Consider the following 23441-nt stretch of genomic DNA (forward strand, 5'->3'; position numbering starts at 1 on the left):
CGCGGAGGCGCACCGGGGCGCGGGCCGGCCGGGCGTACGCCGCCCGAGTGCGCCCGTGCGTCCCCGGCCGCCGTCCGCCCAGGTCGGGCCCCCTGCCAGCGGGAACGCCCAGGGGCGTGCACGACCGGCCACCGGAGCACGTTCGGACCGTGCCCGAAGGGGGGAACCCGTCGATCCGTGGCCGCGTCGACGGCTGCGAGACGACTCGCGGAGGGGGCCCACCGTGCGCGACCGGGAACAGGGACAACAGGGACAACAGGACCCGCAGGACCGAAGACACTCACCGTACGACGACCCGGCCGCGGCGCCCGCCGACGGGTGGTGGCTGCCGGAGTACGACCACGAGCGGGAGTTGGGCGCGGGCGCCAGCGGCCGGGTGTGGCTGGCGCACCACCGCCCCACCGGCACACCCGTCGCGATCAAGTACCTGCACGACCCGGCGGACGGCGCCGCCCTGCGCCGGGAGGCGAGCGTCCTGGCCCGGGTCGACTCGCCGTACGTGACCCGGCTCTACGAGTACGTGGAGGCCGGGCCGAACGCGGCCATCGTGATGGAACTCGTCGACGGCCTCTCGTTGCGCGCCCTGCTGCGGGCGGAGGGCGCCACCACCCCGGAGGCGGCGCTGGTGGTCCTCAAGGGCTCGCTGCTGGGGCTGGCAGCCGCGCACGCCGTCGGCCTGGTCCACCGCGACTACAAGCCGGCCAACGTCCTGGTCGCGGTCGACGGCACCTCCAAGCTCGTGGACTTCGGCATCGCCGTCCCCGGCGGTGACGCCCGGGACATCTCCGGCACGCCCGCGTACCTGGCACCCGAGCAGTGGACGGGCGCTCCCGCCTCGCCCACCGCCGACGTCTACGCGGCCACCGTCACCTTCTTCGAGTGCCTGACCGGCGCCCGGCCGTTCGACGGCACGACGACGATCGAACTCGCCGTCCAGCACCTGGAGTCGCCGGTGCCGGACGGGCTGGTCCCGGAGGCCGTGCGGCCGCTGGTCCGGGCCGGGATGGCGAAGCGGCCGGAGGAACGGCCCCGCGGTGCGGCCGAGTTCCTCCAGTTGCTGGAGACGGCGGCCGCCACCGCGTACGGGGAGCTCTGGGAGGAGCAGGGCCACGCCGATCTCGCCGTCCTGGTCGGGCTGTTGGCCGCGCTGCTGCCCCGGAGCGCGGCCGCCGCCCCCGGCGGGGCGGCCGCGCCCCCGATGCAACTCGTCGCCGCCGAGGGCCCGCTGCCGGACCGTTCCCTTCCCCGGGAGGGTGGTGGTGGTGCGGCAGGGAGCGGCAGTTCGGGTCCGCCGCGCGGGCGGGTCACGCTCGCGGGCCGGTCGCGCCCCGCGCGCTCGCGCCGCCTGCGGCGCACCGGGGCGGTAGCGGGCACCCTCACCCTGGCCGTGCTGGCCGGACTGGCGCTCGCCGGGACGACCCGGTCCGAGGACCGGACGGTGACGGGCAGCCCGATGCTGCGGATCACCACCACTCTGGACCCGGCGGACGGCGGGCCGGTCCCGACGGCGGCGCCGACACCCACGGCCGCCGCTGGCACCACCCGCACCCCGCACTCCGGATCCCCCTCCGCCCCACCCTCGGCCGACCGGTCCGCACCACCGTCCCCGTCCCCGTCCCTGTCGCCGTTCCAGCCACCGTCCCAGCCGCCCACCTCCTCCCCGCTCGGACCGCCCTCCTTCGCGCCCTCCGCGTCCCGCACCCCCTCCGCTGCTCCCTCGCCATTGCGTCCGCACCCACCGGCCACCGGCTCACCGTCGACCGGCACGTCCACCCCCGCCCCCACCCCGGACGCCACCTCGTCCTCCCCCGCGCCACGGCTCACCGACCGACCGGCCACCTCCGCGTCCCCGGCCACCGGCACCACCTCGTCCTCCAACACCCGTGCACCGCAGCCGTCCACCACGACGTCCCCGCCACCGGCGCCCGTCCGGGTGGAATCGCTGACCGTCGACTCCCTGGGCTGTCTGGACAGCAGCCGCTTCGGCCTCCAGGCGCGGATCACCGTGGTGGCGTCGGGGCCGCCCGGCGCCACGCTGGTCGTGTCCTGGCAGCACCACTCCGGCGCGATCGACCCGCCCGTGACCGTCGCCACCGAGACGGTGCGGCTCGGCACCGGATCCGTCACCCTCACCCGCTCCCACGACTTCGGCAACGACGGGTCGCTCCAGTGGGGCGTCCGGGTGGGCAGCGACCCGAGGCCGGAGAGCACGCCGACCGCCTACCGCGAGCTGCCCGCCATCGACTGCCGCCAGCCCGGCTGAGCCGGCACCCCTCCCGGAGGCTCCGATGACCCCGTTCCCGCCGCACCGCCACCCCGACCCCGACCCCGACCGCACGCTGCGCATCGCGCCGGCCGCCTCCACCGCACCCGTCGACGACGCACCCGGCTGCGCCACCGTCCTCGACCCGACCGCCTGGGGCAGTCCGGTCGCCGTCACCCCATCAGCACCCTCACCGGCACCCCCACCAGCACCCCCGCCGCCGCTCCTGCCTCCGCCACCCACGGCACCCCCGCCACCCACCGCCCCGCCGCCGTCCCCGCCCCGGTACGAGGTACGCCGCTTCGGCCCCGGCGTTCCCCCGGCGGTCGCGGCCGCGTGGCACGGCACGCCGCCGCGACCGACGCGCCGACCGACCCTCCCGTGGCTCGTCCCGGCAGCCGTCGTACTCGCCCTGCTCGCCGTGCTGCCCGCCCGCTGCCGCGCCGAACCTCCCCTCACCCCGACCGGTCTCACCCTCACCGCCACCCGGACGGACGGCCCGCCCTGCGACGGCAGCGCCGTGTTCACCGCGACCGTCACCACCGACGGCCACCCGGGCACCGTCCGCTACCGCTGGCGGCGCGACGACGGCTCCGTCTCCGGCGAACTGCGGCAACCGGTGCGCTCCGGCGAGTACCGCACCGACCTCGTCCTCGGCTGGTCCTTCGTCGGTCACGGCACCCTGCACGCGACGGCGACCGTCGAGATCCTCTCGCCCCGCAACCTGAGCGCGACGGCTTCGTTCGACTACACCTGCCCGGACTGAGCGCCCCTTCGCAGCCCCGGCGGGGGCGTGCGCTCCCACGGTCGCGAGACCAGCACGCTCCCGCGCGCCCCCGGAGCGGAGTGCCGGAGGGCTGGGCGAAGGGGCGCCCGGGTGAGACGGTGTCCGGTCTCGGGAGCCGAGCGCGAGGAAACGGGGGCACGGAGCATGACAAGACGTTGGCTGGTGACGGGGTGTTCGACCGGGCTGGGCCGAGCACTGGCCGCGGCGGCGGCCGGGGCCGGGGACCGCGTGGTGGCGACCGCGCGCCGGGCGGAGACGCTGGACGGGCTGGTCCGTGAGCACCCCGGCCGGGTCCTCGCCCTGCCCCTGGACGTCCGCGACCCCGAGCAGTGCGAGCGGGCCGTCGCCGCGGCGGTGAAACGTTTCGGCGGGGTGGACGTGCTGGTGAACAATGCCGGGAACGGTGTGTTCGGCACCGTGGAAGAGGTCGGCGACGACGAGCTCCGCGACCAGCTGGAGACCCTGGTCGTCGGCCCCTGGCGGCTCGCCCGGCTCGTGCTGCCGGTGATGCGCGCCCAGGGCGGCGGGCTGGTCCTGAACGTCTCCTCGCTCGCCGGCCGGACGGCCTTCCCCGGCCTGGCCGCCTACGTCACGGGCAAGCACGCGCTGGAGGGCATGACCCAGGCCCTCGCCGCCGAGACGGCCCCGTTCGGCATCCGGGTCGCGGCGCTGGCCGCGAGCGGCTACGCCACCCACTACGGCGGCTCGGTCACCGACGCCGCCGGCCGTTCCGCCGCCTACCGCGCGACCACCGAGCCGATGCGCGAGCAGCTGCGCGGCATGGCGGCCCTGCCCGACATCGGCCGCCCCGAGGACTTCGCGCGCGAGGTGCTCCGCCTCGCCGACACCCCCGGCCCGCTGCCCGTCCGGATCCCGATCGGTCCCGGCAGCTTCGAGCACCTCACCGCCGCCGCGCGCGCCACCCGCGCCGAACTCGCCACCGCCCGCGCCCTGCTGGCGCAACCAGGCCCGCAGCGGGACTGACGGCCGGTCCGGCGACTCCCGGAAGCCGCCCCGAGCTGCACCGCCGTCCGCGTCCGGAGCAGCGCCCCGGCGGGTTCGGCCGCTGTTCAGCGGGGCGTGGCCCGGTAGATGATCTCCGACCAGATCGGGTACCTACCGTCGGGGGCCGGACCACCTCCGGGAGCGAACATGCACGACAACCACGAGTCCGAGCTGCCCTGCGAGTGCCCGCGCACCGCCGAACTCGACGGGGACGGGCCCGCTGCGGCCGGGCGCCGCCGGTTCCTGCGCGGGGCGGGCCTGTTGGGTGCCGGGGTCGGCACGGCGGGCCTCGGCCTGCTCGGCGCGGTGCCCGCACACGCGGCCGGCCCCGGACCAGCGGCCGGCTCCGATGCGTCCGGCACAACCGCCGGAAAGGCCAGGAAGCCCGCCGGGAAGCAGCGTTGGCAGCCCGACCCGGACGCCCGCCGGTTCACCCTCGTCGTCATGCCGGACACCCAGTACCTGTTCGACCAGGACCGGATCCACCCGGCGCCGGTCGAGGCCGCGCTCCGCCACGTGCTCGACGGCGGGGTCAACCGGGAGGACGGCACGGACGACAACATCGTCTTCCTGGCCCACCTCGGCGATGTCACCGAGAACGGGCTGGCCACCGAATTCGCCGCCGTCAGCGAGGTGTTCGGCCTGCTGGACGACGCCGGCGCGGCCTACGGCGTGCTCGCCGGCAACCACGACGTCCGCTCCTCCACCGACGACCGGCGCGGCAGCACCCCGTACCTGGAGACCTTCGGCCCCGCCCGGGCCGCCCGCACCTCCGGTTACCGCAGCTCCAGCCCGGACGGCTACAACACCTGCCACATCGTCACCGCCGGCGGCCGCCCGTGGATGCTGCTCTCGCTGGACTGGCGGCTCTCCGACGCGGGCTTCGCCTGGGCCAACGCGGTGATCGCCGCCAACCCGAAGGTGCCGGTGATCCTGACCACCCACGAGCTGGCGTACGCCGACGAGGGCGGCCGGGCCGAGCTGTCCGACTACGGCCGGCAGCTCTGGGAGCGGCTGATCAGCGGCAACGACCAGATCTTCCTCACCGTCAACGGCCACTACTGGCCGCCCGGCCGCACGGTGCTGACCAACAAGGCCGGCCACGACGTGCACGTCCACATCACCAACTACCAGGACCGCTACTACGGCGGCGCCGCGATGATCCGGGCGTACCGCTTCGACCTGGACCGCAACACCGTCGACGTGTCGACCTACTCGCCGTGGATCCAGGAGATCGCGGCCGAGGAGCGCAACACCCTGGCCGCGCAGCAGGTCGAGCTGACCTCGGACGTGGACCGCTTCTCGCTATCGATCGACTTCGACCGCCGCTTCGCGGGCTTCGCGCCCGTCCCGGCGCGCCCCGCCCGCCGGGCCTCCGAGCTGCTGGTCCGGGACACCGCCGCGTACTGGCGCTTCGAGGGCGGCGGCGACGGTACCGCGGTCACGGCCCGGCAGGTCGTCAAGGACCTGACGGGGCAGGGCAACGACCTGTACCCGCAGAGCGCCCCCGGCACCCCGGACGGCGGACTCAGCTGGTCCTCGGAGCACCACCCGGACCAGCCGGGCCACGGCAGCCTGCTGTTCAGGGGCACCCGCTCGCCGGTGCGCGGCACCTGTCTGCAGACCGCGCCCAACGCCCCTCTGAACCGGGAGACCTTCGAACGCGGCTTCACCGTCGAGGCGTTCTGCAAGCTGCCCGCCGACTGGGACTCCGGGCAGAGCCGCTGGTCCGCCCTGCTCAGCCGCTGGGGAACGGCGGCCGAGGCGGGCCGGAGCGGACCCGGCACGGACGCCGACGAGCCCGTCGTGACGCTCAGCCTCTCCGAGGCGCCCGCGCTCCAGTGGTGCGTCTACCCCGTCAACCAGACCGGGGCGTCGACCTGTTGGGGCCACCAGCTGCCGCTGGACCGCTGGTGGCACGTCGCGGTCGTCAACGACGGGAAGCTCAGCCGGATGTACGTGGACGGCTGCGAGGTGGCCCGCAACCCGGCGACCCCGGCCGTGGGGCTGACCACCCTCGGGCGCCCCTGGATGGTGGGCGGCTACGCGTACGCGGGGGTGCTGGACAAGGTGTTCCACGGGTACATCGGCGATGTCCGGATCGTGCGCCGGGCCCTGCGGGTGGGGGACTTCATGACCGCGTGACGAGGTCGGGGAGCGGCAGGTCGGGGCCGGTGCGCGGAATCGTCCGCGGAACCGGCTCCGGCACCGGCACCGGCTGCGGCACCGGAGCCGCCGCCTCCGGGGACCCCGTGCCCGCGCCCGCGCCCGTGCCCGTTCCCGTGCCCGTTCCCGGGGCGCACAGCGTCTTGGCGACGAGCGAGCCGACCGGCTCCTCGGCCCCCGAGCCGTCCCGACCGACGAAGGGGTTGTACGACAGCGCGAACTGCCGCTTGCCGTCCCGGCTGCCGAGCAGCAGGGTGCCCCAGCCGCCGAGGCTGCCGTCGTGGCCCCAGGCCGCCTCGCAGCCCGGCCCCAGGTCGAGCCGGAACACGCCGAGCCCGTACCCCATGTCCGGGACCGTGCCCGGGACCGTGCTCGGCACCGTCTCCGTCAGCGCGGACATCTCGGCGGGCCGCAGCAACTTCCCGCCGAACAGCGCGGCGTGGAAGCGGTCGAGGTCGGTGGTGGTGGAGATGCCGTTGCCGGCCGCGTCCACCACGGAGGGGTTCAGCCGGGTGATGTCGGCCGGCCCGGCCGGCAGGTCCAGGTACGCGTGGGTGTGCGGGCCGCCGAAGCCGGTCCCGGAGCCGGGGAAGACGGTGTCCTCCAGGTGCAGCGGCCGGACGACCCGGCGCTCCACCTCCTGCTGCCAGGCGCGGCCGGTGACCTTGCGGACGATCATCCCGGCGAGCACGTAGTTGGTGTTGGAGTAGTGCCAGCCCTGCCCGGGCGCGAAGTACGGCGGGTGCTCCGCGGAGACGGCGGCGAGCTGCTCCGGCCGGTAGTCCCGGTAGCGCCACGTCCCGTGCGCGTAGTCCTCCAGATCGGCCTCGCTCGTGATCAGGAAGCGCGTGTCCTCGGTGTAGTTGAACAGGCCGCTGGTGTGGTTCAGCAGTTGCCGGACGGTGATCGCGGCACCGTTGGGGACCACCCCCGGCAGGTGGCGCTCGACCGGGTCGTCCAGCCGCAGCCGCCCCTCCCCGACCAGTTGCAGCAGCACCGTCGACACGAAGGCCTTGGTCACGCTGCCGATCCGGAACCGGCCGTCCGCCTCGGCCGGACGCCCGGTGGCCAGGTCGGCCACCCCGGCGGCGCCCCGCCACGGGGAGCGGCCGACACCGCGGATCTCGGCGAGCGCGGCGGTCGTTCCGCCCCGCTCCACGAGGTCCCGCAGCTCCTGCTGCCCGTCGACCCGCGGCCGACGCTCCGCCGAACCGCCGTCGCCACCGGCCGCCACGGCCGCCGTCGGAGCGAGCGCGAGGACGGTGGCACCCGCCAGGGCGACGGCGGCGAGCTGTGCCCCGAGCCGCCCGCGCCGATGGTCCGTCCGAACCCGAACACTGGTCATGGTGCCCCCTCCCGGCCCGGCCCTCGGGCCGCCGGCACCAGGATTTCAGCCGCCGCACGACCGCGCCTCCTCCTCAGGGGGACATCGGCGGTCCGCCCCGAGGACGGGAGCGCCGGCCGATCGGCGGGGGCCGGGGCTGTCGCGCCCCCGGCCCCCGAACTCCCGTCAGGCCGCCCGGCGGCGCAGCACGGTCAGGGCGACCCCGAGGGTGAGCAGCGCGGCGACGGCCGGCAGCAGGTCGATCGCCCGGCTCCCCGTCGGCGGGAGCACCGGCACCACCACCGGCGGCACGACGGGAGGCACGACGGGCGGAACCACCGGAGGCACGACCGGGGGCACCACCGGCGGCCGGACCGGCGTCTCGGTCCCGCAGCCCGGCCCGGACGGCTCCTCGCAGTTCGCCCCCGGCGTCCCGGAGCTGACGGCGTTGCGCAGCGTGCGCGCCCCCGTGAGGTCCGCCCGGACGGTGACGGAGTAGGTGACAGTGACGGTCCGCCCGACGGCCAGGGGCCCGCGCCAGGTCAGCCTGGGCGCGGTCCAGTCGAGCGCGCCGCCGTCGGCCCGGGCGTCGCTGTTCCACGCGGCGGCGTCCAGCACCCCGCTCAGGTCGTCGGTGAAGGAGGCGTTCTCGTACGCGGCGGCGCCGGTGTTGGTGACGGTGATGCGGTAGCGGACCGCTTCGCCGGGCGCGGCGGTGGCGGGGGTGGCGGTCTTGAGGAGGGCGATGGAGCGGACGGGGGTGGTGGTGGCGCAATCGGGGTCGACTGCCGCGCGGCGCCGGTTCCCCATCGGCAGGGGGCAGTTGGTACGGTCGGGGCTGGTGACGGTGTTGCGGAGGGTCTTTTCCCCGGTGGGCTCGCGGGTGACGGTGACGGAGTAGGTGACGGTGGCGGTGGCCCCGGCGTCGAGGGTGCCGGTCCAGCTGAGCAGGGGAGCGGTGTAGCGGACGGTCCCGGTGTCCGCCCGGGCGTCACTGTTCCAGTTCGCGTTGCCGAGCACGCCGCCGAGGTCGTCGGTGACGGAGGCGTTCCGGTAGGTGGAGCCGCCGGTGTTGGTGACGGTGACGGTGTAGTGGACGGTGCCGCCGGGGGTGGCGACGGCCGGGGTGGCGGACTTGCGGACCTTCAGCAGCGGCGCGGGGAGGATCTCCCGGCAGGACGGATCGGTGGACCCGGCCTCGCAGTTGGAGCCGGGGGCGGTGACGGTGTTGGTGAGCCGCTGGTCCCCGGCGAGGGTGGCGGTGAGGCGGTAGACGACGGTGGCCCGCTCCCCCTTGGCGAGGGTGCCGGTCCAGCTGAGCAGGGGCGCGGCGTAGCGGACGGTCCCGGTGTCGGCGCGGACGTCGTCGTTCCAGGTGGCGTCGTCCAGCACGTCGGTGAGGTCGTCGGTGAAGAAGGCGCCGGGGTACGGGGCCTCGCCGGTGTTGGTGACGGTGACGGTCCAGGTGACGGTGTCGCCGGCCTTGACGTCCTTGGGGGTGCCGCTCTTGTCGATGCGCAGCGAGGGCAGCGGGGTGACGGTGCCGCAGTCGCCGTCGCAGGTGGAGTCGGCGGGACCGGTGACGGCGTTGCGCAGCACCTTGTCCCCGGCGGGCGGGCTGCCGACGGTCACGCTGTAGGTGATGACGACGGGGGTGCCGGGGGCGACGTCGCCGGTCCAGCCGAGGACCGGCCGGGCGTAGTCCAGGGTGCCGGCCGTCGCCCGGGCGTCGTCGTTCCAGGTGGCGTCGTCGAGGACGCCGCTCAGGTCGTCGCGGACGGTGGCCCCGGTGTAGGTGGCGGTGCCGGGGTTGGTGAGGCGCAGGGTGTAGGTGACGCGGCCCCCGGGCACCGGGTCGGCCGGGTCGGCGCTCTTGCGGAGGGTGAGTTCGGCGACGGGGGTCTCGGTCCCGCAGCGGCCTTCGCAGGTGGAGTCGGCGGGGCCGGTGACGGCGTTGCGCAGCACCTTGTCCCCGGCGGGCGGGCTGCCGACGGTCACGCTGTAGGTGATGGTGGCGTGGGCGCCGGCGGGGAGGTCGCCGCTCCAGTGCAGCCGGTCCGCGCGGCGTTCGACGGTGCCGAGGGTGGCCGTGGCGTCGTCGTTCCAGGTGGCGTCGTCGAGGACGCCGGTCAGGTCGTCGGTGAAGGAGGCACCCGGGTAGGGGGCGGTGCCGGGGTTGGCGGCGGTGACGGTCCAGGTCACCTTGGCGCCGGGGCGGGCGGTGGCGGGGTCGGCGGTCTTGGTGAGGACGAGGCGGGCGACCAGGGTCTCCGTGGTGCAGGCCGGATCGGTGCTGCCCGCCTGGCAGTTGGAGCCGTCGGGGCCGGTGACGGCGTTGCGCAGCCGGTGGTCCCCGGTGGGCGGGGAGGCGACGGTCACGCTGTAGGTGACGGTGGCGGAGGCTTCCCGGGGCAGATCGCCGGTCCAGGTGAGGCGCCGGGTGGCGGGGTCGAAGGCGGCGGTCCCGGTGGAGGCCGTCACCGCGTCGTCCCAGACGGCGTCGTCGAGGACGCCGCTCAGGTCGTCGGTGAAGGAGGCCCCGGGGTACGTGGCGCGGCCGGTGTTGGTGACCGTGACGGTCCAGGTGATCCGCTCGCCGGGCCGGGCCTCGGCGGGGACGGAGGTCTTGGCGATGGCGAGGGTGGCGAGCGGGGTCTCGGTGCCGCAGGAGGGGTCGGTGGTGCCGGGCGGGCAGCTGGAGTCGGCCGGGCCGGTGACGGCGTTGCGCAGGAGCTTGTCGCCGGTCGGGGGCTTGGCGACGGTCACGGTGTAGGTGACGGTCACGGTGGCCGAGCGGGGCACGTCCCCGGTCCAGGTGAGCCGTCGGGCGGCCGGGTCGAAGGCGGCGGTCCCGGTGGAGGCCGTCACGGCACCGTCCCAGACGGCGTCGTCCAGTACTCCGGCCAGGTCGTCGGTGACGGTGGCGGCGCGGTAGTCGGCGTCGGCGCTGAGGTTGGTGACGGTGAGGGTGTAGGTGACGGTGTCGCCGGGCCGGGCGGAGGCGGGGGCAGAGGTCTTGCGGACGTTCAGGGTGGGTCGGGGGATGACCGAGCGGCAGCTCGGATCGGTGGAGCCGGGCGGGCAGTTGGAGTCGGTGGCGGTGGCGGTGTTGCGCAGGTAGGTGTCCCCGGTGTTGGTGACGGTGACGGTGTAGGTGATGGTCGCGGTGGCGCCGACGGCCAGGTCGCCGGTCCAGGTGAGGACGCGGGCGGCGGGGTCGAAGGCGGTGCTGCCGGTGGTGGCGCTCGCGGTGTCGTTCCAGGTGGCGTCGTCGAGCACGTCGGTGAGGTCGTCGGTGAGCCGGGCTCCGGGGTAGGGCGCGGTGCCGTCGTTGGTGACGGTGAGGGTGTAGGTGACGGTGTCGCCGGTCCTCGGGTTGTCCGGCGTGCCGCTCTTGGCGACCTTGAGCGAGCGGACGTCGGTCTCCGTGGCGCAGGCCGGATCGGTGCCGCCCGCCGGGCAGTTGGTGCCGTCGGGGCCGGTGACGGCGTTGCGCAGCCGCTTGTCCCCCGCGGGCGGGCTGCCGACGGTGACCCGGTAGGTGACCGTGACGGTGGCTCCCGCCGGGACGTCGCCCCGCCAGTCGAAGCGGCGGGTGCCCGGGTCGAAGGCGGTGGTGCCGGAGGTAGCGGTCACCTCGGCGTCCCAGGTGGCGTCGTCCAGGACGCCCGTGAGGTCGTCGGTGAAGGAGGCGCCGGGGTAGGCGGCGCGGCCGGTGTTGGTGACGGTCACGGTCCAGGTCAGCCGCTCGCCGGCGGAGACGGTGCCGCTGGAGGCGGTCTTGGCGATCACGAGGGTGGCGAGCGGGGTCTCGGTGCCGCAGGAGGGGTCGGTGGTGCTGGGCGGGCAGCTGGAGTCGACCGGGCCGGTGACGGCGTTGCGCAGCACCTTGTCGCCGGTGGGCGGGGTCCGCACGGTCACCGAGTAGGTGATCACGACCTTCTGGCCGACCGCGATGTCCCCGGTCCAGGTCAGCCGGGCCGTTCCGGCGTCGTAGGCGGGCTGGGTGGGCGTGGGGGCGCTGCCGCTGCCGGCCGCCGCGTCGCCGCGGTAGTCGGCGTCGTCGACGAGGCCGGAGAGGTCGTCGGTGACGGTGACTCCGGTGCGGGCCACGCCGCCGGTGTTCTCGGCCGTGATGGTGTAGGTGACGGTGTCGCCGGGCCGGGCCGAGGTGGTGGAGACGCTCTTGGCGAGGACGAGGCCGCTGACGGTCTCGTCCGTGGTGCAGTCCGGATCGGTGCTGCCCGCGGCGCAGTTGGAGCCGTCGGGGCCGACGGCCCGGTTGGTGAGGCGCTTGTTCCCGGGGGGCGGGGAGCCGATCCGCACCGTGTAGGTGACGGTGACGACGCCGCCCCGGGCGACCGTCCCGGTCCACCGCAGGGTGCGGTCGCCGGGGGTCCAGGTGACGGTGCCGGCCGTGGCGCCGTCGGCGGTGCGGGCGGTGGCGTCGTTGTTGTAGACGGCGTCGTCGACCACGTCGGTGAGGTCGTCGGTCAGGGTGGCGCCGGTCCAGTCGGCCGCGCCGTCGTTGGTGAGGGTGACGGTGTAGGTGACGGTGGCGCCCGGCTGCGGGGCCTCGGGGGACACGGACTTGCGGATCGCCAGCCGGGCGACCGGGACCTCGGTGGTGCAGGCGGGGTCGGTGGAGAGGGCGCCGCAGTTGCTGTCGGGGACCGTGACCGCGTTCCGCAGGACGCCGTCCCCGCCGGGCGGGTCGGCGACCCGGACGGTGTAGGTGATCGTCACCGTGGCCCCGGCCGGGATGTCCCCGCTCCAGCGCAGGGTCCGGTCCGCCGGGTCGTAGGCCGGGCGGTTCGCGGTCGGGGTGCCGCCGACGGTGGCGGTGGCGTCGTTGTTGTAGGCCGCGTCGTCCACCACGCCGCCGAGGTCGTCGGTGACCACCGCGCCGGTGACGGGCACGGCGCCGTCGTTCCGGGCGGTGACGGTGTAGCGGACGGTGCCGCCGGGCTTGGCGGTCGCGGTGTCGGCGGTCTTGGCGACCACCAGCCGGGAGGTCAGGTTGGGGGCGACGGCGCAGCTGGCCAGGTCGGTGATCGGCCAGGAGCCGCCGGACTCGGAGCTGATCCGCCCGGTCTGGTTGTCCTGGGCGTTGCCGCCGGCCACCTGGACCGAGACGCCGGTACGGGGGTCGGCCCGGTAGAGCGCGCCGCCGTAGTAGCCGAGGTAGACGGCGCCGTCGAAGAAGGCCATGCCGTAGTTGTTGAAGCCGTTCCCGGCGCCGGCGCCGGTGATCCGCACGGCCTGGGCGGTGGTGCCGGTGGCGGGGTCGAGGCGGTAGATGTAGGTGGAGCCGGAGTACACGATGCCGTAGTACACGCCGCCGTCGACGTCGACGAAGATGTCCGGCACCAGGGTGCCGCCGGCGAACACCGGGTCGTTCGCCGGGACGGAGGTCAGGGTGCTGCCGCGCGACCAGGTGCGGGTCGCGCCGGTCGCCAGGTCCATCCCGAACAGCACCGGGGCGCCGCCGTTCTGCGCGCCGTAGAGCATGCCGGTGCGCGGGTCGGCACCCAGGCCGCCCCAGTTGACGCCGCCCGGCAGGTTGCGGGTGGCGCCGCCGGCGATCTGGTCGGTGACCGTGTCGGTGCCGCTGACGTGCTTGTAGAGCTTGAGGTTCGAGGTGGTGTAGCTGGAGTAGAAGGCGGCGACCCGGCCGGTGTCCGGGTCGGTGCCCATCGCCATGTTCGTGGACCAGTAGTCCGGCAGGCCGCTGCCGACCCGCTTGCTGATCACGGTGTTGCGGACGGTCGCGGCACCGGAGGCGTCGTTCGTGAACTCCATGCCCGAGCGGAAGTTGCTGTAGTACAGGTGGTCGCAGTCGAAGGCGGAGGGGACGTTCTGCCCCTCCACCGTCCAGCTCTGGGCGAGGGCGGGTCCCGCCCCGGAGAGCACGAGGGAGGGCAGCACGAGCAGCAGGGCGAGCAGTTGCGCGAGCCTGCGCTCGACGGACGGACCGAAAGCGGCGAGATGCCTCACGACACGACTCCTGTGGGCTGGCGGCGGCAGTCACAGAAAGTCACAGCATGAGCTGATCATCAAACACCCACTCCGACGGGTGATCGGATGATCACTCATCCGGCTGCGCCCCGCGGGTCCGGCCCCGGGCCGCGCGGCGGGACTCAGTCCCGGGGAGCGCTCCGGAGCAGCCAGAGCGCGGTGTCCGGCGGCAGCAGGCGCCCCGTCAGGTCGTCGCTGGCGAGCAGGTGCTCACCGGCGATGTCGATCGCGACCGGCCACGGTGAGAGATTGACCAGGCAGGTGAAACCGGGCCCGCGGTCGAAGGCGAGGACGCCTTCGGGGGCCGGACGCCAGCGGAGCCCGCCGGTGATCGCGGTGCGGCGCAGCCGCAGGGCGGTGCGGTAGAGCTCCAGCATCGAGTCCGGGTCCCCGGTCTGGGCCTCGACGGTGAGCGCCGCCCAGTCGGCGGGCTGCGGCAGCCAGGGCTCCCCGGCTTCGGCGCCCGGGGCGGTGAAGCCGTACGGCGGCGCCGTGCCGGACCAGGGCAGCGGGACGCGGCAGCCGTCGCGGCCGGGGTCGGTGCCGCCCGAGCGGTGGTGCATCGGGTCGCGGAGCCGGTCGAGGGGCAGGTCCTCGACCTCCGGCAGGCCGAGCTCCTCGCCCTGGTAGAGGTAGACCGAGCCGGGCAGGGCGAGGGTGAGCAGCGCGGCGGCGCGTGCTCGGCGGCGGCCGAGGGCGGGGTCGGTCGGGATGCCGAAGGCCTTCGCGGCGAAGTCGAAGCGGGTGTCGGCGCGCCCGTAGCGGGTGACGGTCCGGGTGACGTCGTGGTTGGCGAGCACCCAGGTGGCGGGCGCCCCGACCGGCGCGTGGGCGGCGAGCGTGCTGTCGATCGACTCGCGCAGCTGCGCCGCGTCCCAGGGGCGGGCCAGGAAGTCGAAGTTGAAGGCGGTGTGCAGTTCGTCGGGGCGCAGGTAGCGGGCGAACCGCTCGGCGTCGGGGACCCAGACCTCGCCGATCAGGGCCCGGGGCGGGTGGTAGGAGTCGGCGACGGCGCGCCAGGAGCGGTACACCTGGTGCAGATCGTCGCGGTCGACGTAGGGGTGCGGGCCGTCGGGGGTGAGGTCGGGCAGGCTCGGGTCCTTGACCAGCAGCCCGGCGGAGTCGATCCTCACCCCGGCGGCGCCGCGGTCGAACCAGAACCGCAGGACGGCCTCGTGCTCGGCGCGCACCTCGGGGTGGTCCCAGTTGAGGTCGGGCTGCTCGGCGGCGAACAGGTGCAGGTACCACTGCCCGTCGGCGGTCCTGGTCCAGGGGCGGCCGCCGAACTCCGAACGCCAGTTGTTGGGCGGGAGTTCGCCGTGCTCGCCGCGGCCGTCGCGGAAGTGGAAGCGCTCGCGTTCGGGGCTGCCGGGCGGGGCGGCGAGGGCGGCGCGGAACCACGGGTGCCGGTCGGAGACGTGGTTGGGGACGATGTCGACGATGGTGTGCAGGCCGAGGCCGGCCGCTTCGGCGATGAGCTTCTCGGCCTCGTCGAGGGTGCCGAGGGCGGGGTCGACGGCGCGGTAGTCGCTGATGTCGTACCCGCCGTCCTTCTGCGGGGACGGGTACCAGGGGTTGAACCAGACGGCGTCCACGCCGAGTTCGACGAGGTGGGGCAGCCGGGCTCGGATCCCGGCGAGGTCCCCGACGCCGTCGCCGTCGCCGTCGGCGAAGCTGCGCGGGTAGACCTGGTAGACGGCGGCGTCGCGCCACCAGGGCGGGGACTCGGGCTGCTGGGCCACGGGGCCCTCCTTCGGGTCGGGGTGTGTCAGCCCTTGAGGCTGCCGGTGGTGAGGCCGGCCATGATGTTGCGCTGGAAGATCAGGAAGAACACGATCGTGGGGGCCGAGGCGATCGCCAGGGCGGCGATCAGGACGTTCTGCGGGACGCCCAGGGAAAGGGAGTTGATGCCGGTGTTGAGCGGCTGGTCGCGCGGGTCGGGCAGGACCAGCAGCGGCCAGAGGAAGTCCTTCCAGACGTTGACCACGGCGAAGATCGAGACCACGCCGAGGATCGGCCGGGACATCGGCAGGACGACCGACCACAGGGTCCGCAGCGGGCCGGCGCCGTCGATCGCGGCGGCCGCGAGCAGTTCGTCCGGTATCGAGTCGAAGAACCGCTTCAGCAGGAAGACGGAGAAGGCGTTGGCGACCGTCGGCAGCCAGATCGCCCACGGGGTGCCGACCAGGTCGAGGTGGAGCAGCGGCAGGTCGAGCACGGTCAGGTACTGCGGCACGACCAGCACCGCGGCCGGGACCATCAGGGTGGCCAGCATCATGCCGAGGAGCAGCTTGCCCAGGACCGGGCGGAGCTTGGAGAGCGCGTACGCGGCGGCGACGTCGAAGACCAGTTGGAGGGCGAGCGCCCCGAAGGCGTAGACCAGGGTGTTGGACAGCAGGCGCCCGAGCCGCAGTTGGCGCCAGGCCTCCGCGTAGGTGCCGGGGTGGAGTTCGTGCGGGACGAGGGTGGGCGGGCTCTGGACCACCTCGCGGGCGGATTTGAGGCCGCCGGTGACCAGCCAGTAGAGCGGGCCGAGGAAGACCAGGGTGAAGCCGGTCACGACGACGACCAGGACGATCCGGTGGACGAGCCGGCCGCGCGGCCGGTTGAGCTGGACGTCGGAGATCAGGGTGCGCATGGGCGGCCTCAGTCCTGGTCGGTGTGGCGGGCGAGCCGGGCGTAGAGGGCGGAGAAGCCGGCGAGGACGATCAGCATGACCAGGCCGAGGGCCGAGGCGCTGCCGTAGTTGTTGAAGTTGAAGGCGTACTGGTAGATGAGGTGGACGACGGTGGTGGTGGAGCCCTCGGGACCGTTGCCGCCGGTGAGCAGGTAGGGCTCGACGAAGACCTGCATGGTGGCGACGATCTGGAGCAGCAGGAGCAGGGAGAGGATCAGCCGGGTCTGCGGGATGGTGACGTGCCGGATCCGGCGGAGCAGGCCGGCGCCGTCGAGTTCGGCGGCCTCGTAGAGCTCGCCGGGGATGTTCTGCAGGGCGGCCAGGTAGATGAGGGTGGCGCTGCCCATGTTCATCCAGGTGGCGGCGAGCACCACCGAGACCATGGCGGTGTCGGCGGAGTTCAGCCAGGCCGAGGTCGGCAGGTGGAGGAGTTCGAGGATCCGGTTGAACAGGCCGTGCCTGGGGTCGTAGAAGTACTTGAAGAGCAGCACGGAGGCGACCGGCGGCATCATCACCGGCAGGTAGACCAGGACCCGCAGGTAGGTCCGGGCGCCGCGCAGTTCGTTGAGCAGCAGGGCGACCAGGAACGGCAGCGCGAAGCCGAGCAGCAGGGCGAGCACGGTGAACAGCAGGGTGTTGCGCCAGGCCTGCCAGAACGCGGGGTCGTGGACGACGCGGTCGAGGTTGTCCAGGCCGACCCAGGTGGTGCGGCCGCGCCTGGTCCGCTGGAAGCTCATCACCACTTCGCGGACCATCGGGTACCAGGAGAAGTACGCGAAGCAGAGCACGGCGCCGAGCAGGAACCCGTGGGCGGTGAGGTGGTGCCGGACGCGCTGCCGCAGGCGGCCGGGGCGGGGGCGGGGGGCGGTGGCTGCCAAGGGGTGGGCTCCTGACGGCGGGCTTCGGGGCGCTTGCCGGGCGGACGGAGGTCAGAGGTTGGCCAGCACCTGGTTGACCTGGCTCTCGGCGGTCGCCAGCAGCTTGTCGAGGTCGGCGTCCCGGTCGGTGAGGACGGCGGAAACGGCGGTGTCGAGGATCTTGTAGATCTGCTGGGCGTTGGCGGGCTCGGTCCTTCCGGGCACCTGGGCGGCCAGGTAAGGCGCGTAGTTGGCCACCGGGACGGTCGCCGCGGCGGACTTGGCCGCGTTGTCGGCGGCCAGGCTGGCGCCGGTGAAGAAGGAGGGCTGGGGGAGGCCGACCGGCAGGCCGTCGTTCCTGGTGCGGGCGTAGTCGAACTGGCCCTTGCCGACGGTCAGGAACTTGAAGTCGATCCAGGCAATGCCGGCCTTGATCTGGTCGGGGGTCAGCCCCTTCTTGAACAGGTAGTCGTTGCCGCCGAGCAGCGCGGCCTTCCCGCCGGGCATCGGGCCCATGCCGTAGTCGGCGTAGTTCCCCTTGAGGGTCTGCACCATGTACGTGATGTCGTCCGGCGCGCCGACGTACATGCCGAGCTTGTCGGTGGACATCTGGGTCATCAGGTCCGGCCACTTGAGGCCCTGGGTGGCGCCCATGGCGTTGTCGGTCCAGCGCAGGTCGTGCAGGTTCTGCAGGACCTGGCGGCCCTCGGGGGTGCGGAAGGCGGCCTTCTTGCCGTCCGGGGTGGTCATGGTGCCGCCGAGGCCGTACAGCTCGGCGGTGTAGTGCCAGCCGCCCTGGTTGGTGGCGCTGTAGTCGCCGTAGCCGTTGACGCCGTCGCCGAGGGCGGCGATCCGCCGGGCGGCCTCGCGGATGCCGTCCCAGGTCGTCGGCGGCTTGTCGGGGTCGAGTCCGGCCTGCTGGAAGAGCTTGCGGTTGTAGATCAGACCCATCCGGTAGTTGGAGAAGGGCAGGCCGTAGAGCTTGCCGTCCGCCTTGAGGGTGGCGAGCACGGAGGGGTCGATGTCCTTGAGCGCGGGGACGGACGTCTCGTTCACGTAGGCGGAGATGTCCTGGACGGCGTCGGCGTCCAGGGCCTGGTCGAGGTCGGTGAGGTAGCTGTAGAAGATGTCGGTCTGGGTCCGGCCCTTGAGCTGGGCGGTGAAGGCGGCGGGCTCCTCGCAGGGGAAGCCGTCCTTCGAGTCGATGGTGACGTTGGGGTGGAGCTGCCGGAAGGCCGCGATGTCCTCGGCCCACTGCTTGCGCTCGGCGGGCTTGTTGGCCGGCGGCTGGCAGTCGATCGAGATGGTCACCTTGGCGGCCGGGTCCAGGGGCGCGGCGGCGTCGGCGGCGGGGGTGCCGGGGGCGGCGGCGCCGTCGGAGCCGTCGGAGCCGCTGCCGCAGGCCGCGGTGGTGAGGGCGAGGCCGGCGGCGGCGAGCACGGCGAGGGATCTGCGGACGCGCGGGTGTCTGGTCATGGGTGGTGGACCCTTTCGAGCGGCGGGGCGGGGCGGGAGACGCCGGGCCCGGCAGTTCCGGGTGGGGGGTGCCGCGGCGGAAGGGGCATCGCCGGGCGGTGGCTTCACTTAAGCAGTCCGCAAGCGGGGTCCGCAATATCACGACGCGAACTCGCAAACTTTTGACAGACTGCTTGCGAAGGGCGCGGCTCGCCCTCGACCGGCTGCGGGCAGCCCGAGCAGGGCGGGCGCGCCGGGGCGCCCGCCCTGCTCGGGCCGTGAGGCGGGGGCCCTACGGGTTGACGTTGATCCGGAAGGTGGAGGTCGTGTTCCGGATGTCGACCGCGTTGCCGCTCAGCGTGAGGTGGTTGAACGTCACCTCGCCCACCGCCGGGCCCTGTCCGGGCTCGGGCAGTTCGTTGGCCCAGACCCCGAAGCCCGACTTGGCGTCGAAGGCGTCACCGCTGCGCCGGGCCCCGCTGATCGCGATGTTGGTGAACACCGTGTCGGCGACCGGGTTCTGCGGCTGCCCGCCGCTGTAGTTGGTCTGGAACATGATGCCGCTGTAGGTGGGGTCGACGATGTCCACATCGCTCACCCGGATCCCCTGCAGCTTCTTGGAGGCCGAGAAGACCCAGATCCCGGGGAAGGTCTGCCCGCCCCAGAAGTGGCCGCCGGCCCGGACGATGGAGATGTTCTGGAGGTTGGTCGGATCGGTGCCGAAGCCGTTCATCGGGTACCCGAAGTCCAGCGAGGAGATGGTCACCCCGGCGTAGCAGAGGGTGTCGGCGATGTGGATGTTGCGGAAGGTGTTGGCGTAGCCGCCGTACACGGCGATGCCGGCCGCGCGCCAGGTGAGGATGCTGGTGAGGTTCTCGTAGACGTTGTTCTTCTCGTCCGCGCCGCCGGCGTCGATCGCCGAGAACAGCGCGAAGGAGTCGTCACCGGTGGCCCTGGCCTCGTTGTTGGAGACCAGGTTGTCGGTCGAGCCGTTGGTCATGTTGACGCCGTCGGCGAAGGTGTCGCGGATCCTGGAGTTGGTGATCCGCATCGAGTCCGTGTTGGCGCCCCAGTACATGCAGACCATGTGCTCGGTCCAGATGTTGTCGATGGTGATCCCGGAGACGTTGGAGAAGTCGAAGACCTTGCCCGGTCCGTCGATCCGCGAGGTGTAGTTGCCGAAGTAGGCGAAGCCGGCGAAGGTCGAGCCGTTGGCGCTCGCCTCGGCGCGGAAGCCGACGTCCGTGTTGGCCTGGTCGGCCGGGGCCCGGAAGCGGGTGAACCAGGGCCCGGCGCCGATCACCTTCACCGGCTTGCCGTACACCTGGAACTTGCTCGCCGTGCGGTAGTCCCCGGCGGGCAGGTAGACGCCGACCAGGGTCCCGGTGGTGTCCATCCGCACCCGGTCCAGCGCGTCCTGGACGTCCTGGTGGCCGAAGCCGGCCGGCACCGCGTACTTCGCCGGGTCCGGGTTCGGCTGCTGCACCGCCTGCTCCAGGCTGACGAAGTCGATCGCGTAGCTGCTGGTGTTCGCGGCGTCCTTCTGCAGCCGGATCCTCGCCCCGGCCGGGACGGTGGTACCGAGCAGCAGGTTCGCCTCGTCGTAGATGTGCCGGGGGCTGCCCGCCGCGGGCGAGTTGCCGGGCGAGGCCTCGCTGCCGTACAGCCACGCGTACCGGGAGGTGAGGTCGACGGCCTTGAGGAAGGTGCCGTCCACGTACACGTCCAGGGTCGCGTCCGTGCCGCCGCCGGCGGGCGAGTCGGGGATCGAGAAGCGGGTGACCAGGGTGTTGGTGGGCGCCTTGGTGGTGAACTCCACCGAGGCGCCGGTGCGGTCCAGCGTCACGGCGCGGCGCCCGGAGGCCTCGCCGGCGAGGTCGCCGATGGTGCGGTTGGGCCCGACCACGGCCGCGCCGCCGGCCAGTACGCCGTCCTCGGCCTCGTAGGTGTCGAACGGCAGGTTGGCGCCCCGGCCGACGTAGAGCTGCTGGACGCTGGTGTTGTTGCCCTGCTTGACGGCCGGCTCGTTGGCGTCCGGCGCGATCACCGTCCGCACGGCGTAGCGGCCGTTGCCCGCCGTCCAACTGCCCAGCCGTACCGGGGCGGTGGTGGTGCCCGGGGCGATCACCCCGGTGTAGGAGCCGGTCAGGGTCTTCACCACGGCGCCGGTGGCGGCGTCGGTGACGGTCAGGGTGAGGCCGTGGGCTCCGCCCGCCGAGGCGGTGCTGCCCTGGTTGCGGAGCGCCACGGTGAAGTCCACCGGGTTCCCGGCGGCCGGGTTGGCGGGCGACCAGGCGACCGGGGCGGCCACCAGGTCCGAGCCCGGGACGGGGCGGACGGTGAGCGGGGCGGGGCTCGTCCAGCTGTTGTTGGACTCGTCCTGCTCGATCACGGCGTTCGCCTCGTCGGCCTTCGCGGTGAGCGGGTAGCTCCCCGCGGCCTGGGGACCGGCCTGCGCCGAGACCGTGGCCGAGGCGCCGGCGGCCAGCGGACCGACCTGCGCGGTGCCGACCTTGGTGGTGCCCAGGTAGAAGGTGACGGCGCTCGGTCCGGCGGGGGCCGGGCCGGAGTTGCGCACCGTCGCGGACAGCGTGACCGGGTCGCTCTCCACCGGTTCGGCCGGGGCCGCGGTGACGCCGGTGACCACCAGGTCCGGGTTGGGGGCGGGCCGCCCGATCACCTGGAACTCGGCGATCTGCCCGGCCGGGGCACCGGAGTTGGCGGTGATCCGCAGCTGGACGTCGGCCACCCGGGCGCTCACCGGGACGGTGACGGTGTTCCCGCTCGGCTGGTCGAAGGTGTAGGACTTCGGCGCCACCAGGGAGGTGAACGCCGTCGCGTTCTGCTCCCGGCCCAGCACCTCGACGGTCTGGGTCCGGGTCGACCAGGCCGCGGCCGGGTCGAGCTTCAGCACCACCGACTCGGTGTCGGCGTTCGCGCCCAGCGCCACCGTGAGCACGCTCGGGTAACTGCCGCCCGCGCCCTCCCAGTAGGTGGTGACGTCGTTGTCGTTGGCGTTGGTGGCGACGAAGGTGTGGACGGTGGAGGAGGCGGTGATGGAGCGGCCCGCCGCCAGGTTGGTGCCGCCGGTGCTGCCGGCGCGGGTCACGGTGTTGCTGCTCGCGGAGCGGTTGCCGGCCGCGTCCCGCGCCGTGACGTAGTAGGAGACGGTGGCGCTGTCCGGGCGGCTGTCGGTGTACGTCAGCACCGAACCGCCGACGCTGGTGAGCAACTGCCCGTTCGCGTAGAGGTCGTAGCCGGTCACCCCGACGTCGTCGGTCGACGCCTGCCAGCTCAGCCGGATCTGCCCCGGCCCCGGCTGGGTGTACGCCAGCCCGGTCGGCGCGCTCGGCGCCCGGGTGTCGCCGCCCTGGCCGGTACGGGTGACGGTGTTGCTGTTCGGCGACTGGTTGCCGGCCGCGTCCTTGGCCCGGACGTAGTAGGAGACGGTGGCGCTGTCCGGGCGGCTGTCGGTGTACGTCAGCACCGAACCGCCGACGCTGGTGAGCAACTGCCCGTTCGCGTACAGGTCGTACCCGGTCACCCCGACGTCGTCGGTCGACGCCTGCCAGCTCAGCCGGATCTGCCCCGGCCCCGCCTGGGTGTACGCCAGCCCGCTCGGCGCGCTCGGCGCCCGGGTGTCGCCGGCCGTCGGGCCGTAGACCTCGAAGGAGGCCAACTGCGCTGCGGGCCAGGCCGAGTTGGCAGTGACCAGCAGCCGCAGGAAGCGGGTGGTCACGGTCGGCAGGTCGACGGTGGCGGTGTTCCCGCCCTGCGGGTCGAAGGTGTAGGCCGCCGAGGGCAGCAGGTCGGTGAAGGCGTTGCCGTCGGTGGAGCCCTGGACCTTCAGCGTCTGGGTGCGGCGCTCCCATCCGGCGGGCAGCCGCAGCACCAGCCGGCTCACCGGGACGGCCGACCCCAGGTCGCCCTGGATCCACTGCGGGAAGGCGTTGTTGGCGCTCTCCCAGTAGCTGGCCGCGTTCCCGTCGCCCGCGTTGGCCGCCGGGTAGGGCGCGTTGGCGCTGCTGGCGGTCAGTGGGCGCCCCCGGAGCAGGTCGGTCGAGGAGGTGGCCGCGCCGTAGACCTCGAACTCGGAGATCTGGGCGGCCGGCCAGACCGAGTTGGCGGTCACCTGCACCCGCAGGTAGCGGGTGGTGGTGGCGGCGAAGCCGATCCGGACGGTGTTGCCGCCGGCCTGGTCGAAGGTCTGCACGGCGGAGCCGGCCACGGTGGCGAAACCGCTGCCGTCGGTGGAGCCGAGCACGGTCAGTGTCTCGGTGCGGCTCTCCCAGGCCGCGGGCAGTTCGAGCACCACCTGGTCGACGGCGGCCGCGCTGCCCAGGTCGACCTGGATCCACTGCGGCAGCGCGCTGTTGGCGCTCTCCCAATAGGTGGACCGGTCACCGTCGTTGACGTTGCCGGCGACGTACTGGCCGTTGGCACTGCTGGCGGTGACCGGGCGGCCGGCCGCGAGGTCGGGTCCGCCCGCCGCGTGGGCGACCGGTGCGACCGGCCCCCCGAGCAGGAGCATCCCCACCGCGACCGACGCAGCCGTCAGTCGTCGGAGGATACGGGTCAGGTGCATGAGTCCCTCTGTCTCTGATCGATACCGGTACCGGTGGACCGACCGGGCGTGGGCCGGCCGGCGGGGCGGGCCGACGGCGGCTTCGGCGGCGGCCCGGGACGTACGGAGCTGGCCACGTCGAAGAGCTCGACGGGCGCGATCAGAAAAACGACAAGATTCTGTCGCAGTTTTGCGGCTGAGCACCCAACAGTTACAGCGGGGATACGGCCATGTCAACGGACCGCGTCACGGTGGGTACACGAAAATGCGGCGGGCACCCGAAGGTGCCCGCCGCTGTCCCGCTCCCGTGCCCGGCTCCCGGCCG

At 73.7% G+C, this 23441-nt stretch carries 11 protein-coding genes; 4 read left to right on the forward strand and 7 right to left on the reverse strand.

Translation table 11 applies throughout. The features are described from left to right. The first annotated feature begins 223 nt into the window (after nucleotides 1-223). From IF01_RS50210 to IF01_RS0123520, 4 genes are all read left to right on the forward strand, one after another. Entirely contained in the window at nucleotides 224-2263 is a 2040-nt protein-coding gene (locus IF01_RS50210; RefSeq protein ID WP_051756036.1) for a serine/threonine-protein kinase, read from the forward strand. 25 nt (nucleotides 2264-2288) lie between these two features. Continuing rightward, nucleotides 2289-3029, forward strand: a complete 741-nt coding sequence (locus IF01_RS49330; protein ID WP_051756039.1) for a hypothetical protein — start codon at nucleotides 2289-2291, stop codon at nucleotides 3027-3029. Nucleotides 3030-3194: 165 nt separating this feature from the next. Next, entirely contained in the window at nucleotides 3195-4034 is an 840-nt protein-coding gene (locus IF01_RS0123515) for an SDR family oxidoreductase (protein ID WP_030395500.1), read from the forward strand. Between the two features lie 168 nt (nucleotides 4035-4202). After that, complete coding sequence (locus tag IF01_RS0123520; protein ID WP_030395501.1) at nucleotides 4203-6200, forward strand: LamG-like jellyroll fold domain-containing protein; 1998 nt, start codon at nucleotides 4203-4205, stop codon at nucleotides 6198-6200. Here the strand turns inward: IF01_RS0123520 and IF01_RS0123525 are convergent. The 7 genes from IF01_RS0123525 to IF01_RS0123555 form a co-directional block, all read right to left on the reverse strand. Then, a complete protein-coding gene (locus tag IF01_RS0123525) occupies nucleotides 6187-7566 on the reverse strand; it encodes a serine hydrolase domain-containing protein (RefSeq protein ID WP_051756042.1) in 1380 nt (459 codons plus the stop codon). The two genes, IF01_RS0123520 and IF01_RS0123525, sit on opposite strands and share 14 nt — an antisense overlap. Before the next feature lie 165 nt (nucleotides 7567-7731). Then, nucleotides 7732-13542: a DUF7927 domain-containing protein gene (locus tag IF01_RS0123530; RefSeq protein ID WP_037780832.1), complete on the reverse strand. Its 5811-nt coding sequence runs from the start codon at nucleotides 13540-13542 to the stop codon at nucleotides 7732-7734. A gap of 143 nt (nucleotides 13543-13685) precedes the next feature. After that, nucleotides 13686-15305, reverse strand: coding sequence for a glycoside hydrolase family 13 protein (locus tag IF01_RS0123535; RefSeq protein WP_030395504.1), 1620 nt, complete (start codon nucleotides 15303-15305; stop codon nucleotides 13686-13688). A gap of 26 nt (nucleotides 15306-15331) precedes the next feature. Then, entirely contained in the window at nucleotides 15332-16201 is an 870-nt protein-coding gene (locus tag IF01_RS0123540; RefSeq protein WP_030395505.1) for a carbohydrate ABC transporter permease, read from the reverse strand. A gap of 8 nt (nucleotides 16202-16209) precedes the next feature. Next, nucleotides 16210-17118, reverse strand: coding sequence for a carbohydrate ABC transporter permease (locus tag IF01_RS0123545; RefSeq protein WP_030395506.1), 909 nt, complete (start codon nucleotides 17116-17118; stop codon nucleotides 16210-16212). Between the two features lie 51 nt (nucleotides 17119-17169). Next, nucleotides 17170-18573 (reverse strand): extracellular solute-binding protein, encoded by a 1404-nt coding sequence (locus tag IF01_RS0123550; protein ID WP_030395507.1) that lies wholly within the window; start codon nucleotides 18571-18573, stop codon nucleotides 17170-17172. Between the two features lie 271 nt (nucleotides 18574-18844). Then, nucleotides 18845-23137 carry a discoidin domain-containing protein gene (locus tag IF01_RS0123555; RefSeq protein ID WP_030395508.1) on the reverse strand — a complete coding sequence of 1431 codons (4293 nt, stop codon included), beginning with the start codon at nucleotides 23135-23137 and terminating at the stop codon, nucleotides 18845-18847. Nucleotides 23138-23441: the final 304 nt, after the last annotated feature.

This window comes from Kitasatospora purpeofusca, from assembly GCF_000718025.1.
Classification (GTDB): domain Bacteria; phylum Actinomycetota; class Actinomycetes; order Streptomycetales; family Streptomycetaceae; genus Kitasatospora; species Kitasatospora purpeofusca.